Genomic DNA, 15,488 nt, shown 5'->3' on the forward strand with positions numbered 1-15,488 from the left:
CGATTGACAGGTTCCATACGCTACCATACGCTACCATACAGAAGAAGCAATTTTCCTTTTCATGGTCCGACAGCATGCCTCATGCCGCAAATTTCCTGAGCCCAGATCTTGGCGACAGCCGCCTTGCACAAAGGCCCTCCTATCGGATGGTGATAGACGGCCGCTCGGTCGAGGCGATGTCGGGCCGACATATCCATCGCCTGAGCCCGGGCCATGCCGGCGCGCAGGTGGGCAGCTGGCCCGAGGCTGGGGCCGAAGACCTTGACCTTGCCATCGGCGCGGCACGGCGCGCTTTTGATCACGGACCCTGGCCGCGCATGTCCAGCGCCGAACGGTCGCGCATCATGTTCCGCGTCGCCGACGGCATCCTGGCCCGCGTCGACGAACTTGCGCTGGTTGAAAGCCTTGAAGTCGGCAAGCCCATTGCGCAGGCGCGGGGAGAGATCGCCTATTGCGCCGACCTGTGGGCCTATGCTGCGGGGCAGGCGCGCGGGATGCACGGCGACAGCCACAACGATATCGGGGACAACCGGCTTGGGCTGGTGCTGCGGGAACCGGTCGGCGTGGTCGGCATCATTACTCCCTGGAACTTCCCCTTCATCATCGCGTCCGAGCGGGTTCCGTGGGCGATTGGCGCGGGTTGCACCGTGGTGCTGAAACCGTCCGAGCTGACCTCTGGCACGTCGATCATGATGGCCGAGATCGCACGCGATGCCGGTGTTCCAGACGGTGTGTTCAACGTCGTCACGGGGTATGGCGATGCTGCCGGGCAGCCTCTGGCGGAAGATCCGCGCACCGACATGGTCGCCTTCACGGGTTCGCTGCGCGTGGGGACGCGGCTTGCGGAACTGGCGGCGCGGCAGGTCAAGCGCGTCGGACTGGAACTGGGCGGCAAGGGCCCGCAGATCGTCTTCAGCGATGCGGATCTTGAGGCAGCGGCCGACGGAGTGGCCTATGGCGTCTTCCACAATGCCGGTCAGTGCTGCATTTCGGGCAGCCGCCTGATCGTGCACGAGGACGTGCGAGACGCCCTGCTGGAGCGTGTTCTGGATATCTCGCGCAAGCTGCCCTTTGGCGATCCCCTGAACGAACGCACCCGCTTTGGGCCGATGATCTCGCCCGCCCATCTGGAAAAGGTCGAGACCTATGTCCGCGCCGGTGAGGCCGATGGAGCCGAGCTGCTGACCGGCGGCGCATCGGAATCCGACAAGGGGCACTATTTCCAGCCGACCGTCTTCAGCGGCGTTCGCCCCGAGATGTCGATCGCGCGCGAAGAGATCTTTGGCCCGGTCCTGTCCACGCTGACCTTCCGCAATGCAGACGAGGCCGTGGCGCTGGCCAACGATTCCGAATTCGGCCTGTCCGCGACGGTCTGGTCCAGCAATCTGGAAAGCGCGATGCAGACCATCCGCCGCGTCCGGGCAGGGCGCTGCTGGGTCAACAGCGTCATCGACGGCACGCCGGAACTGCCGGTGGGCGGCTACAAGAAAAGCGGCCTGGGCCGCGAGCTGGGCCGCTATGGCTTCGACGAATATTCGCAGATCAAGGGAATCCACGTCACCCTGGGCAAACCGCAACGCTGGTTCGAGGGATAGGCATGGGAACTGGTCCGGGCCGTCGGAGAGGAGCCGCACGGCCCGGTTTTCGGGAAGATCCAATGGGAGGGATCGGAAATGAAAAAGGGAAGGCTCGGAACGGCGATGATCGGTGCGCTTGGCGCATTGCTCATGACGACAGCGGCGCAAGCCAAGGATGACATCTCTGCCACGATGATCATCTACCTGGACCCAAGCGTCCAGTTCTTCAACCCGGTGGTCAAGGGCGCACAAGACGCCGCCGCGCAGTTCGGCGTCGATCTGGACGTTCAATATGCCAATAACGACCCGGTTCGGCAGAATGACCTGATCGAATCCGCTGTTGCTGCCGGTGTTGACGGGATCGCGGTGTCCATCTCCAGCTCCGACGCGTTCGACAAGTCGATCTGCGACGCGGTGAAAGAGGGGATCATCGTCATCGGGTTCAACAATGACGATCTTGAGGGGGCCAAGGGCAACTGCCGCCAGGCCTATGTCGGGATGAACGAATTCGCATCGGGTTACGAGTTGGGAACCCGCATGATCGACAAGTTCGGCCTGAAGGAAGGCGATGTCGTCTTCAATCCCCGCGAAATTCCCGAGGCGAGCTTTGCGGTCGCGCGCGGCGGCGGGATCGAGAAGGCCATGTCTGAAAAGGGCATCAAGGTCGAAACGGTGCGTGCCGGGTTGGACCTTGCCGAGGCGCGCAACATCATGGCGCAGTTCCTGATTGCCAACAAGGACGTGAAGGCAGTGTTCGGAACCGGCTCGGTCACCTCGACAGTCGGCGCGGGCGCAATCGCGGATGCGGGTCTGCAAGTGCCCTTCGGAGGTTTCGATCTGGCGGTCGAGATCGCGGATGCGGTTTCCTCTGGCGCCATGTTCGCGACCATGGACCAGCAGCCCTATCTGCAGGGTTACTATCCCATTGCCCAGATCGCGATGGCGAAGAAATACGGGCTGACCCCGACCGATGTCGATACCGGGCAGGGGGCATTCCTGGACAAGGAGCGGATCAGCGCGGTGAAGCCAATGATCGGCACCTATCGCTGAGCCTGCTGTCTATCGCGCCCCTCACCGTGGGTCGAGGGGCGCCCTTTAGGGTCACACCAGATGTCCACCATGTCACCAACGCTGCCCGAGACGTCCTCGCCGCCGCGCCTGCGCCGGCAATCCGCCCTGGCGAGATTGATCAGCGCCCCGGCAGGCGCAATCCTCGTCGCATTTCTGCTGCTGCAACTGGCCTGCATCACCTATGCGCTGATCGCACCCGATGATTTCCGCTATCTCAGTGCGCGGAACCTGACCATTCTGATGAAGGCTATCCCCGTCCTTGGCTGCATGGCGCTGGGGGTGGGCATCCTGATGATCGCGGGCGAGTTCGACCTTTCCGTCGGCTCGATCTACACCCTGACGGCGGTGGTCATGGCGGTGCAGGTCGCGGGCGGAATGAACCCCTTTGTCGCCGCCTTGCTGGCCATCCTGATCGGCGTCGCGATCGGAATGCTGCACGGCTACATCACCTTGAAGGCCGGTCTGCCCTCGTTCATCGTGACTTTGGGCGGGTTGCTGTTCTGGCGGGGCGCGGTCCTGCTTTACAATGGCGCGGTCCAGGTCCGCTTCGATCCCGGCCCGATCTTCTCGGGATTGTTCGGCGGCACCTTCCTTGGCATCAACGCCGCCTTCCTGTGGTTCGTCGCGCTGAGCCTGGCGTTCTTCGTCCTGCTGCACCGGCATCGCTTCGGCAACCATGTCTTTGCGACCGGGGGCAACCGTGCGGCGGCGACTGCCATCGGCATCGATGTCGGGCGGGTCAAGATCATCGCCTTCGCCCTTGCTGGCGGGATGGCGGCATTTGCCGGGATCCTGGCGACGGTTCGCGTCGGCAGCGTGCAACCGGGGCAGGGCACCGGGCTTGAGCTTCAGGCGATTGCCGCCTGCGTGATCGGTGGCCTGTCGCTGACCGGGGGGCGGGGTTCCGTCCTTGGCATCTTCCTTGGCGCGATGCTGATCCACACCATCACCAATGTGCTGCTGCTGCTGCGCGCGCCTGGCTTCTATCTCGACATGTTCATTGCGGTCCTGATCGTCGGGGCAGCCGCCTTCAACAGCCTGATCGAGCGGAAGGGACGCGGCTGATGGACACCCCCATTCTTGAGCTGCACAACATCTCGAAGCGCTTCGGCGCGCTGACAGCGCTGCGCGACCTGAGCTTTCACATCGGCGAGGGCGAGGTGATCGGTCTGCTGGGCGACAACGGCGCCGGGAAGTCGACGGCGGTGAATCTGATCTCGGGCATCCATCGCCCCAGTGCGGGTCATCTCAGTGTCGATGGCAAGCAGACGGAATTCACCTGCCGCACGGATTCCGCAGGGGCCGGAATCGAGACGATCTATCAGAACACGGCATTGGTGGATTCGCTCTCGATCACGCGCAACATCTTCATGGGCCGGGAACAATGTGCATCGGGCGGGTTGCTGAAACTTGCCCAGATGCGCGAGATCGCGATGGAGGTGCTGAAAAGTGCCGTCCATATCTCGGGTATCGACTCGCCCGACATGCTGGTGGGTGAACTGTCGGGTGGCCAGAAACAGGCGGTCGCGATTGCCCGCGCGGTCTATTTCAAGCGGCGGATCCTGCTGCTTGACGAGCCGACGTCGGCGCTTTCCGTGCGCGAGACCGAAGCGTTGCTGAACCAGATCCTGAAACTGAAATCAGAGAATGTTTCCAGCGTGCTGGTGACCCACAACCTTTACCATGCCTATCAGGTTTGCGACCGCTTCGTGATCATGAGCCATGGCACCAAGGTCTTCGACGTTCCCAAGGCCGAAACATCGATCGGGCAGCTGACCGAGTATGTGGTTCTGACCTGACCTTACCGGCCCTGCGCCCGGCGGACCCCGCCGGGCGCAGGGAGGTACGGGACACGCATCCAATCCATCACTCTCGCCTGAGCAAAGTCATCAGCGCAACCGTCCTGCTGCGTCACTGAGTTGCCAGCGACAATGCGCAAGAAGCCTCGACAGTTCTTGCGAGAGCACTTCCAATATTCAGCGACACCTTTGCCGCGGAATCCGCCTGCACGGATTCTGCCACCGGGGGCCAGCGACCAGATTCCTGTCCCTCCGGATGAAGCGGCTTGACCGAGAACAGCCGCAGGGCTGGGCTAGTGTTAACACGGGCTTTCAGGGGGCTGGTCTCGGTTCCCGCGCTGATCGATGCGGGGGACATTGACGTAAAGTTCCCTGTCGCCGCTCCGCCAGAAATTCCCCGCAAAATCCATGATATACCGCCATAACCTTGATCGTGCTTGGCGGTCGGAAGCCGGTTTTACAAGCCCGGGCTTCGCATTTTTCTTGACTTCCATACGAGCGAAGGAATTATGTCGACAAAGTAAATACAACAGGGATACATGTTGAATGTCCAGCTTGCTTCGATCTGCCCGGACGCCCATGCTTGCCACGACCGCCATGCTGCTTGCCCTTGTGGCCATGCCCGCCGTCGCCCAGGAAGGGCAAAGCGGCGGCGTGTTGAAGATCCTTGGCTCGGGCGACATCGACCATTTCGACGCGGCGAGCGTCGGCGTCGTCACCTCGAACAACTTCATCCGTGCGACGCAGCGGACGCTGGTCGGCTATGACAGCTCGACCGATCCGGCCGAAGGCGTGGTGCCGAAGCCCGACCTTGCGGTCGAGTTGCCCCAGCCCGGCGATGACGGATTGACCTATACCTTCACGCTGCGCGATGGCGCGGCCTGGGACATCAACGGAACCGCGCGCCCCATCGTCGCCGCCGATTTCGAGCGCGGCATCAAGCGCATGTGCAACCCGGTGCTGGGCTCCTCGTTCCTGACCTATTTCACCTCGCTGATCGTCGGCATGGACGAATTCTGCGACGGCTTCGCCAAGATCGCGCCGACCGCCGAGGCGATGAAGGCCTATGTCGAGGGCACGGACATCCCCGGCATCGAAACGCCCGATGACAAGACCGTCACGTTTCACCTGAAGGAAAAGGCTGGCGACTTCATCTATATGCTGTCGCTGCCCTCGGCCGCGCCGGCCCCGGTCGAAATCCTGGACTACATCCCCGACAGCCCGGATTTCCGGAAGAACTTCATGGCTTCCGGACCCTATACGGTTGCGGATTATGTCCCCGACAGCACGCTGAAGCTGAAGCGCAACCCGGCATGGAATGCCGACAGCGACCCGCTGCGCAAAGCCTATGTCGACGAGATCGAACTGACCTTCGGCCTGCAGCCCGATGCTGCGATCCAGCAGATCCAGGCGGGCGATGCGGACATGCTTTACGACATCCTTGTCCCGCCCGCGCTGCTGCCGATGCTGCAGGCCACGGGGGATGACAAGCTCGTCGCGATCTCGGTCGGGCGGACCAGCTTCATCTTCATCAACACGGTCGCGGACAACAACAACGGCGCGCTGAAGGACCTGAAGGTTCGCCAGGCGCTGAACTATGCGATCGACAAGGCCGCAATCGTCCAGCAGATGGGCGGATCCTATGTCGCGGCGCCGCAGGCCGGCATCTTTGGCCCGGGCCTGGTCGGCTATCACGACTTCGATCCCTATCCCAGCGCGGACCACAAGGGCGATCCCGAGAAGGCCAAGGCTCTGCTGGCCGAGGCAGGCTTCCCGAACGGCATCAAGCTGAAGATGCCCTTCCGGAACATCAACGACGAACCCGCCATCGCGCAGACTATTCAGGCCAGCATGAAGAAGGCCGGGATCGAGCTGGAACTGATCCCCGTCTCGGCGGCGGATTACTATTCGAAATACATGACGAACCAGGAAACCACCAAGACGGGCGCTTGGGACATCGCGCCGGTCAGCTGGTCGCCGGACTGGGTCGGCGGGGCGGCGCGCTCGGTCTTCCAGCCGCAGTTCAGCTTCGACGGACGCCACCAGACCTACAACTATACCGACTACAACAATGACGCGGCGAATGCGAAAGCCGCCGAGGCCATCAACGCCGTCAGCGCGGACGAGGCTGGCAAGCTGTGGGCCGGGGTTGATGAACTGGTCATGGTCGATGCGCCGGTGGTGCCGTTCATCTCGCAGAACGTGGTCGTCTATCACAGCGAAGCGGTGAAGAATTTCCTGCCCTATGCGCTTGGCGCGAACGGGGACTGGAGCAACCTCTGGCTGGAACGCTGATCGGTCCTGCCATCGGTCAGACCGATGGCCATACCACTCTCGCCCGCGCATCTGTGCGGGCGATTTCCTTGGCGCAGGAACAACTGAATGCCCCTTCTTGAAGCGCGAAACATCACCATCCGCATCCCGACCGAGGACGGTGTCCTTCATGCTGCCCGCAACGTCTCGTTCACGGTCGAGACGGGCAGCCTGTTCGGCATCGCGGGTGAATCCGGCTCGGGCAAATCCGTCCTGACGCAGGCGATCATGGGCTTGCTGCCCGGCGCCGAGATCGAGGGCGAATGTCTGTTCGAGGGTCGCGACCTGCTGAAGATGACGCCTGCCGAGCTGCGCGCCCTGCGCGGCGTACGGATCGGCATGGTCTTCCAGGACCCGCTGTCCAGCCTGCATCCCTATTACACCATCGGCCAGCAGGTGACCGAGGTGATCCACGCCCATGAAAAGGTCAGCACTGCCGAGGCGCGGGCGCGCGCTGCCGAAATGCTGGAAAAGGTCGGGATCAGGAATGCGGCGGCGCGTCTGGACGATTATCCCCACCAGTTCTCGGGCGGGATGCGCCAGCGCGTGATGATCGCGATGGCGCTGGTGCTGCGCCCGTCGCTGATCATCGCGGATGAGCCGACGACCGCGCTGGACGTGACGGTGCAGGCCCAGATCATCGCGCTGCTTGACGAAATGCGACGCGAACTGGGCATCACAGTCATCATGATCACGCATGATCTGGGGCTGATGTCCTCGGTCGCGGACAAGGTCATGATCATGTATGGCGGCACGCGGCTGGAGATCGGCCCGGCGAAAGGCTTGTTCGACGCGCCCGCGCATCCCTATACCTCGGGGCTGCTCAGGTCGTCCCCTGCGGCCGAAAGGCAGGGCGGTGATCTGTTCTCGATTCCCGGCCGGCCACCCAGCCTGCTGGCCCGGCCCAAGGCGTGCATCTTTGCGCCGCGCTGCGGTCAGGCGCAGCCGGTCTGTCAGACCAAGGCACCGCCGAACCGCGTCTATGCCGACGGGGCCGAGGCCTTGTGCCATTTCGAACCCCGGATCGAGGATGCGCCCGGCATTGCCGCGCAACCGGATCGCAAGCCGCCTGCCGACCGGCTGCTGTCGGTGCGCAATGTCGCCCTGACCTATTCGATGTCTTCGGGTTTCGGGGCGAAGCGTCAGCTTGACGTGCTGAAAGGCATCTCACTTGACGTGGCGCGGGGCGAAACCCTGGGCCTTGTCGGGGAATCCGGCTGCGGAAAATCGACGCTGGCGCGCGTGATCGCCGGGCTGGTTCCTGCCACGAAGGGCAGCGTGGACTTCGACGGTATCGATGTCGGCAGCCTGACTCCAAAGGTCTGGCGCGACATGCGCCGTCGCGTCCAGCTTGTTTTTCAGGACCCGTTCGGATCGCTGAATCCGCGGCGACGGGTCGGCGCGATCATCGGAGAGCCGTTCCGCATCCACGGGCTGGCCGCGGGCGAGGCGCGCAAGGACGAGGTGCGCCGCCTGATGGAGCTGGTCGGCCTGAACCCCGAACACTACAACCGCTTTCCCTCCGAATTTTCGGGCGGGCAGCGCCAGCGGATCGGCATTGCCCGGGCTTTGGCGCTGAACCCCGACCTGATCATCTTCGACGAGCCTGTGTCGGCGCTTGATGTTTCGATCCAGGCACAGATCCTGAACCTGATGCGCGATCTGCAACAGAAACTGGGCCTGACCTATCTGTTCATCTCGCATGATCTCAGCGTCGTGCGCCACATGTGCGACCGGATCGCGGTGATGAACGCGGGCCGGATCATCGAGATGGACGAGACCGAGCAGATCTTCCGGCACCCGCATCAGGAATATACCCGCACGCTTCTGGGGGCTTCGCATGTTCCGCCCGTTCCCGGACACGCGTCACCGCGTGAACTTCTAAGACTGGAACAGGGAGCCGCATGATGAGCGAAGCCCAAGCCGAAGGCCCGAAGATCGTCCAGCGATCCTCGGCCAACCTGACCTTCCGCCGCCTGATGCGTGATCCGGCAAGCCTGCTGGCCGTGGTCTTCATCCTGCTTCTGATTGCCTTCGCCATCGGAGCGCCCTGGGTCGCAGGCTGGACCGGCCATGACGCGATCGAGCAATATCGCGATACCGCCCTGTCGCCGGTCGGCCTTCCGGTCGGGCCGAACCACGAATTCCTGCTGGGGGCAGATCAACTCGGCCGCGACGTGCTGGTCCGCATCGCCTATGGCGCGCGCATCTCGCTGGCGGTGGGGGTGGCGGCTGCGCTTGCGGCATCCTTCATTGGGGTCGGCATCGGCATGACGGCCGGCTATTTCGGCGGCTGGGTGGATATCGTGCTGGGCCGCTTCATGGATCTGGTGATGTCGGTGCCCTTCCTGCTTTGCGCGCTTGCGCTTGTGTCCGTCTTCGGGCCGTCGCTGTGGCTTTCGGTTTGCGTGATCGTCTTTTTCAGCTGGACCACCATCGGTCGCGTCATCCGGGCCGAGACCGCATCTTTGGCCCGGCGCGATTTCGTGCAGGCCAGCCGCGCGCTGGGGGCCGGGAACCTGTCGATCATGCTGCGGGATATCCTGCCGAACCTGTCAGTGCCGATCATCATCTATACGACGATGATGATCCCGAACTCGATCGTGTTCGAGGCGACCTTGTCCTTCCTTGGCCTTGGCATCACGCCGCCCACCCCAAGCTGGGGCGGCATGCTGGCCGAGGCGGGCGCGAACTCGATCTATCTGGTCGCGTGGTGGCTGGTGCTGTTCCCGGGGCTGGCGCTGCTGGGCTCGACCCTGGCCTTCAACATTCTGGGCGACGGATTGCGCGATGCGCTTGATCCGAAGGGACGGCGGGTAAAGCGCCGCCGCAAGTCCGCCAAACCCGCGACGGAGGGCTGATCATGGGCAAGTTCATCGCCAAGCGGCTTGGCTTTGGGGCACTGGTTCTGTTCGTCCTCAGCCTGTTCGTCTTCCTGCTGTTCTTTGTGGCCCCCGGTGATCCGGCGCGGATCGTCGCGGGCGACAAGGCGAGTGCCGAGCAGCTGGATCTGGTGCGCCAGAACCTTGGTCTCGACCTGCCGATGACGCAGCAATACCTGCATTTCGTCGGCCGCGCGGTGCAGGGGGATCTGGGCTTTTCCTATCGGAACCAGCAGCCGGTCAGCGAACTGATCCTGCGCCGGATTCCGGTCACCATCTCGCTTGTTTTTGGTGGGATGATCCTGTGGCTGGCGATCGGCATCCCGATCGGTGTCATGTCGGCACGCCATCCCGGTGGCTGGCGCGATCGGATGGGGCAGGTCTTCATTCTGCTGGGGCTCAGCTTTCCGACCTTCGTTCTGGGGATGCTGGCGCTTTATACGCTGTATTTCCTGCCCAAGCAGGCCGGCTTCACCTTGTTCCCGCCCAGCGGCTACAAGCCCTTCCTGACCAATCCGCTGGTCTGGGCATGGCATCTGGCGTTGCCTTGGGCCACGCTGGCGCTGGTAACGGCGGCGATCTATGCCCGCCTGACCCGCGGCCAGCTTTTGCAGGTACTGGGCGAGGATTACATCCGCACCGCCCGCGCCAAGGGCCTGTCCGAACGCAAGGTCGTGCTGCGCCACGGCATGCGTTCCACCCTGATGCCGCTGGTGACGCAGCTTGGCGCGGATATCGGGCTGATGTTGGGCGGCGTCATCGTGATCGAGCAGGTCTATGGCCTGCAGGGCGTCGGATCATTGGCGGTGCAGGCGGTACGCAATCAGGACCGCCCGATCATCATTGGCGTGGTGCTGCTGGGTGGCCTGTTCATCGTGCTGTGCAATATCATCGTGGACCTTCTTTACGCGGCGCTTGATCCCCGGATGCGCTGAACTACGGACGACTGACATGAACGACTATCGTATTCCCGGAGCCCTCATTCGTGATCACATGGTCACGGTTCCCCTGGACTGGTCGCGGCCGGATGGTGCCACGATCAAGGTCTTCGCGCGCGAGATCGCGGCCCCTGACGGAAACGACCGGCCGCTGCTGGTCTATCTGCAGGGCGGGCCGGGCGGCAAGGCGCCGCGGCCCGGTGGCGGTGCGCCCGGCTGGTTGTCTGTCGCGTTGAAGCGTTTCCGCGTCCTGATGCTGGACCAGCGCGGCACTGGGCGATCAACACCGGTACAGGGTCGCGCATTCGCCGCGATGAGTGCGGAGGAGGGCGCGCACTATCTGTCCTGCCTGCGCGCCGACAGCATCGTCCGCGATGCCGAGCATCTGCGAAAGTCTGTCTTTGCAGGCCAGAAGTGGTTCACGCTGGGACAAAGCTATGGCGGCTTCCTGACGCTGACCTATCTGTCGCAAGCCCCCGAGGCGCTGCTGGGCTGCTATGTCACCGGCGGCATGGCCGGCATCCGCTCGACCGCCGACGAGATCTACCGCAGGACCTATCCGCGCGTCGCCGACAAGAACCGCCAGTATTTCCGCCGCTATCCTCAGGATCAGGCGGTCCTGAACCGGGTCGCGGACATCCTCGCTAATCAGGACATCCGCCTGGCCGATGGTGACCGGCTGAGCGTGCGGCGGCTGCAATATCTGGGCATGGATCTGGGCATGTCCGACGGGTTCGAAAGCCTGCACTGGCTGCTGGACGAGGCCATCGCGGATGACGGCCAGCTTTCCGACGGCTTCCTTGGCCGTATGCGCGAGGCGACCTCGTTCGACCAGAACCCGCTGTTCGCTGCGATCCACGAGTCGATCTATGCCCAGGGCCAAGCGACCGACTGGGCGGCCGAGCGCGTGCTGGGGGAATTCCCTGAATTCGCCGCCACGAAACGCCCGCTGCTGTTCACCGGAGAGATGATCTATCCGTGGATGTTCGACGAAATCCGCGCCCTGCGCCCGTTTGCACCCGCGGCGCACGCACTGGCGGGCATGCCGCTGGACGTGCCGCTTTACGACCTTGACCGTCTGGCCGCGAACGAGGTTCCGGTGACGGCCGCGGTCTATACCGACGACATGTATGTCGATCAGGATCTGTCGCTTCAGACCGCCCGCGGCACCGGAAACGTCCGGCTTTGGCTGACCAACGAATACGAACATAACGGCCTGCGGGCCTCGAACCGCGTGCTTGAGCGGCTGTTCGACATGGAGGACGGCCTTGACGGCTTCAACCAATATTCACGCTGAACGTCTGGCCGCGCTGCGCGCGGAACTGGCGCTGCAGGGCCTTGATGGTGTGATCCTGACCACTTCGGACGCCTTCCAGAACGAGGAAGCGCCCGAACATGACCGGATCATCCATTGGCTTACAGGCTTTTCCGGCTCGCTGGCCCATGCGTTGGTGACAGGCGACGAAGCGATCTTTCTGGTCGATGGGCGCTACACGATCCAGGCGGCGCGACAGGTCGATGGATGCCTGTGGCAGCACGGCCATCTTCATGACAGCCCACTGGCGCAATGGGTCGCAAGCAGGGCAGGGGGCAAGCGCGTCGCCTATGACCCGATGACCTGGACCGTCAATCAGGCCGAGGGGCTGCGCAGCCGCGCCAAAGGTGCCGAACTGGTTCCGCTGGTCGATCCGCTGGCGGCAATCTGGCACGACCGTCCGCCCATGCCCAAGGCGCCGATCCGCGCGATGCCGCTCTCCGAGGCCGGCCGGTCCAGCGCCGACAAGCTGGACTGGTTGCGCGGCCAAGTGGCGCGTCTTGGCGCCGATGCCTGGGTCGAGACCCGCCCCGACAACATCGCCTGGCTTTTCAACTGTCGCGGTGGCGACGTGGCGATGAACCCGTTGCCGCTGTCCTTCGCGATCATCCAACCGCAATCGACCATCTGGTTCATCGACCCCGACAAGCTGGCGATTCCCGCGCCAGAAGGGGTCTGCACCCAGGAAATCGCCGATTTCCTGCCTCAGCTTTCGGCGCTGACGGGCAACGTGGCCTTCGATGCAGCCTTTGCGCCCGACGCGGTTCCGGTCGCGTTGGGGCAGGGTGCCGCAAGCCCGCTGCCGGGCCCCGGTGTGATTACACTGGAAAAGGCCAGAAAGACCCCCGAGGAACTGGCGGGCTTTCGGCGCGCCCATCTTGAAGATGCCGTGGCCATGGCGAAATTCGGGCATTGGCTTGAAGGCGAGCTGGCCTTGCGCAGCGCCACCAACCAGCCCATCGATGAATGGGAGGCGTCCGAGACGCTTGCCCGATTCCGGGCTGCCTCGCCGCGCTATCAAGAACCCAGCTTTGCGACGATCGCGGCCTCGGGCGGGAACGCGGCGCTTTGCCATTACGCCCCGGCGCCCACGGACAGCGCGATCCTGTCGCCCGACAGGATCCTACTGTGTGATTCCGGGGGGCAATACGATTGCGGGACGACGGATGTCACGCGGACCTATGCCTTTGCCCTGGTTCCGGACGACATGCGCCGGATCGCGACCGCCGTCCTGAAGGGGTTCATCGCCCTGTCGTCGGCGCAGTTTCCCGTCGGGACGTTCCCGCATCAATTGGACGCCCTGGCGCGGGCGCCGATTTGGGCGCTGGGGCTGGATTACGACCACGGGACGGGTCACGACGTCGGGCATAACCTGCTGGTCCACGAACACCCGCACCGTCTTGGAAAGGCTGCCAATCCCTTTGGACTGGTCGCGGGCAATGTCATGACGATCGAGCCGGGCTATTACGAGGAAGGGCGTTGGGGGATCCGCATCGAGAACCAGGTAGAGCTGATCGAGGTCTCGCCCGGCTTCCTGGGCTTCAAGCCACTGACGCTGGTGCCCATCGACCTGTCCCTGTTCGACCTTGCCGCGCTGAGCACACGGGAACAAGCCTGGATCGATGCCTATCACGCCGAGGTGCGCAACCACATCGCGCCGCTGTTGGGGACGGAAGCGTCCGAATGGCTGATCCACCAAACGGCCGCGATAGTGGAACGCGATCTGTAACCATGCTGAGCCTGTTGGTTGGATTTGAAAGGCAGGCGCGAAAGGTGTTTTCGTCCCTGCCTTTCTACGAAGTGCCTGGGCGTCGCAAAACCAGCTCGCGCGTTTCTGAAAATAGTTATAACCAGAATTATGTGAAATGATGAATTCGAACCCTCCACGCCGCCTTGAACATCAACGATCCGAACGGGTTGCCATTCGCGTCTTCTCTGGTTCTTAATCGCCTCATAAGACGCCGAAGCGCATCGCGGGCGTGGGAGGAGACATGGCAGAACGCGGGATGCGAGGATTTGCGGCTTGGCTGAGCGGTCGGGCCATTGTCCTGTTTGCCCGCGCAGTCACCGCCGTCCGTCCGGTGTGGCAAGGGATCGACCCTGGAAATCCGCGTCAGCGGGTCTATTTCGCGAACCATGCCAGCCACGGCGATTTCATCCTGATCTGGACCGTCCTGCCGCCGCGCCAGCAGCGCATGACACGGCCCGTTGCAGGAGCGGATTATTGGCGCAAGGGCAAGGTGCGCAGTTTCATCGGCGCGGATGTCTTCAACGCGCTGCTGATCGAACGCACTGGTGCCGACGCTCCGGTCAGTCCCGTGGACCTGATGGCCGAGGCGCTGGACCAGGGATCGTCGCTGATCATCTTTCCCGAAGGCACCCGCAACCAGACCGACATGGATCTTCTGCCCTTGAAAAGCGGTCTTTTTCACCTCGCGCGGCTGCGGCCGCAGGCAGAGCTGGTGCCGGTCTGGATCGAGAACCTGAACCGCGTCCTGCCCAAGGGGGCCCTGATCCCCGTGCCGCTGATGTGCAAGGTCAGCTTCGGCACGCCGCTGCAGGTCGGACCCGACGAGGCCAAGGATGATTTCCTGATCCGTGCGCGCGCGGCACTGCTGGCGCTGCGCCCCAAGACCGAGGCGACCTGATGGACGATGCCCGTTCTGACCTGTTGACCGTGATTGCCGGGATCGGGGGGATACTGATCTTTGCCTCGATCCTGGGTTGGCTGCTGGCCCGGCGCTATTCCCCGCATGGCGAGAATTCCGCGATCGAGAACCTGAACGACCGCATCCGCGCCTGGTGGGTCATGGCGCTGTCCCTGTCGCTGGCCTTCCTGGGCGGGCATGCGGGGGTGACGCTGTTGTTCCTGCTGTGTTCATTCGCGGCGCTCCGCGAATTCATGACACTGACGAATGCCACCCGGGCGGATCACAACACGCTGGCGGCGGCATTCTTCGTCGTGCTGCCGGTCCAGTTCTGGCTGATCTGGATCAACTGGTACGGCCTGTTTTCGATCTTCATCCCGGTCTATGTGTTCCTGCTGCTGCCGATCGTCTCGGCCTTGGCGGGCGAGACGCGCAACTATCTGATCCGCATAGCGGAAATGCAGTGGGCGCTGATGATCTGCGTGTTCTGCGTCTCGCATGTTCCGGCAATCCTGAACCTGAACATGCCCGCGGGTCGCGGGGTGTTGCTGATCGCGTTCCTGGTCATCGTGGTGCAGCTTAGCGACGTTCTGCAATATGTCTGGGGCAAGCTGATCGGGCGGCGCAAGATCGCGCCGAAGCTGTCGCCCTCGAAAACGGTCGAGGGATTTGTCGGCGGCAGTCTTTCGGCCACGCTGATCGGAACGATGCTGTGGTGGATGACGCCTTTCACCCCGCTGCAGGCCGCAGGGATGAGCCTTCTGATCACGATGATGGGCTTCGCGGGCGGGTTGGTGATGTCCGCGATCAAGCGTGACCGCGGGGTCAAGGACTGGGGCCATTCCATCGCCGGGCATGGCGGCTTCATCGACCGGCTGGATTCGGTCCTGTTTGCCGCCCCGATCTTTTTCCACGTCACCCGCTTCTATTGGAAACTGGGATAGC

12 protein-coding genes are annotated in these 15,488 nt (G+C 63.3%); all 12 read left to right on the forward strand.

The window, feature by feature from the left end:
• The first annotated feature begins 74 nt into the window (after positions 1 to 74).
• The 12 genes from ACO2Q4_RS06790 to ACO2Q4_RS06845 all read left to right on the forward strand — a co-directional run bounded on the left by ACO2Q4_RS06790 (position 75) and on the right by ACO2Q4_RS06845 (position 15,487).
• A complete protein-coding gene (locus tag ACO2Q4_RS06790; RefSeq protein WP_311757929.1) occupies positions 75 to 1,595 on the forward strand; it encodes an aldehyde dehydrogenase family protein in 1,521 nt (506 codons plus the stop codon).
• A gap of 78 nt (positions 1,596 to 1,673) precedes the next feature.
• Complete coding sequence (locus tag ACO2Q4_RS06795) at positions 1,674 to 2,627, forward strand: substrate-binding domain-containing protein (protein ID WP_311757930.1); 954 nt, start codon at positions 1,674 to 1,676, stop codon at positions 2,625 to 2,627.
• Positions 2,628 to 2,696: 69 nt separating this feature from the next.
• The gene (locus ACO2Q4_RS06800) at positions 2,697 to 3,713 is read left to right on the forward strand and encodes an ABC transporter permease (RefSeq protein ID WP_311757931.1); all 1,017 of its coding nucleotides are present in this window, start codon (positions 2,697 to 2,699) and stop codon (positions 3,711 to 3,713) included.
• Positions 3,713 to 4,447 carry an ATP-binding cassette domain-containing protein gene (locus ACO2Q4_RS06805; protein WP_395134755.1) on the forward strand — a complete coding sequence of 245 codons (735 nt, stop codon included), beginning with the start codon at positions 3,713 to 3,715 and terminating at the stop codon, positions 4,445 to 4,447. The genes ACO2Q4_RS06800 and ACO2Q4_RS06805 overlap by 1 nt, the downstream gene beginning before the upstream one ends.
• Positions 4,448 to 4,993: 546 nt before the next feature.
• Complete coding sequence (locus ACO2Q4_RS06810; RefSeq protein ID WP_423318242.1) at positions 4,994 to 6,742, forward strand: ABC transporter substrate-binding protein; 1,749 nt, start codon at positions 4,994 to 4,996, stop codon at positions 6,740 to 6,742.
• Positions 6,743 to 6,829: 87 nt separating this feature from the next.
• On the forward strand, positions 6,830 to 8,668 hold the full coding sequence (locus ACO2Q4_RS06815) for a dipeptide ABC transporter ATP-binding protein (RefSeq protein WP_423318243.1): 1,839 nt from the start codon (positions 6,830 to 6,832) through the stop codon (positions 8,666 to 8,668).
• Complete coding sequence (locus tag ACO2Q4_RS06820) at positions 8,668 to 9,621, forward strand: ABC transporter permease (RefSeq protein ID WP_311757935.1); 954 nt, start codon at positions 8,668 to 8,670, stop codon at positions 9,619 to 9,621. Before ACO2Q4_RS06815 ends, ACO2Q4_RS06820 begins: the two co-directional genes overlap by 1 nt.
• Before the next feature lie 2 nt (positions 9,622 to 9,623).
• Complete coding sequence (locus ACO2Q4_RS06825; RefSeq protein ID WP_423318245.1) at positions 9,624 to 10,577, forward strand: ABC transporter permease; 954 nt, start codon at positions 9,624 to 9,626, stop codon at positions 10,575 to 10,577.
• Positions 10,578 to 10,593: 16 nt separating this feature from the next.
• Positions 10,594 to 11,877: an alpha/beta fold hydrolase gene (locus tag ACO2Q4_RS06830; RefSeq protein WP_311757937.1), complete on the forward strand. Its 1,284-nt coding sequence runs from the start codon at positions 10,594 to 10,596 to the stop codon at positions 11,875 to 11,877.
• Positions 11,849 to 13,624: an aminopeptidase P family protein gene (locus tag ACO2Q4_RS06835; RefSeq protein ID WP_423318248.1), complete on the forward strand. Its 1,776-nt coding sequence runs from the start codon at positions 11,849 to 11,851 to the stop codon at positions 13,622 to 13,624. The genes ACO2Q4_RS06830 and ACO2Q4_RS06835 overlap by 29 nt, the downstream gene beginning before the upstream one ends.
• Positions 13,625 to 13,886: 262 nt before the next feature.
• Positions 13,887 to 14,543 (forward strand): lysophospholipid acyltransferase family protein, encoded by a 657-nt coding sequence (locus tag ACO2Q4_RS06840; RefSeq protein ID WP_423318249.1) that lies wholly within the window; start codon positions 13,887 to 13,889, stop codon positions 14,541 to 14,543.
• Positions 14,543 to 15,487 (forward strand): phosphatidate cytidylyltransferase, encoded by a 945-nt coding sequence (locus ACO2Q4_RS06845; protein ID WP_311757940.1) that lies wholly within the window; start codon positions 14,543 to 14,545, stop codon positions 15,485 to 15,487. The genes ACO2Q4_RS06840 and ACO2Q4_RS06845 overlap by 1 nt, the downstream gene beginning before the upstream one ends.
• Position 15,488: the final 1 nt, after the last annotated feature.

Origin of the sequence: Paracoccus sp. KR1-242 (assembly GCF_049446195.1) — a bacterium.
GTDB lineage: Bacteria > Pseudomonadota > Alphaproteobacteria > Rhodobacterales > Rhodobacteraceae > Paracoccus > Paracoccus broussonetiae.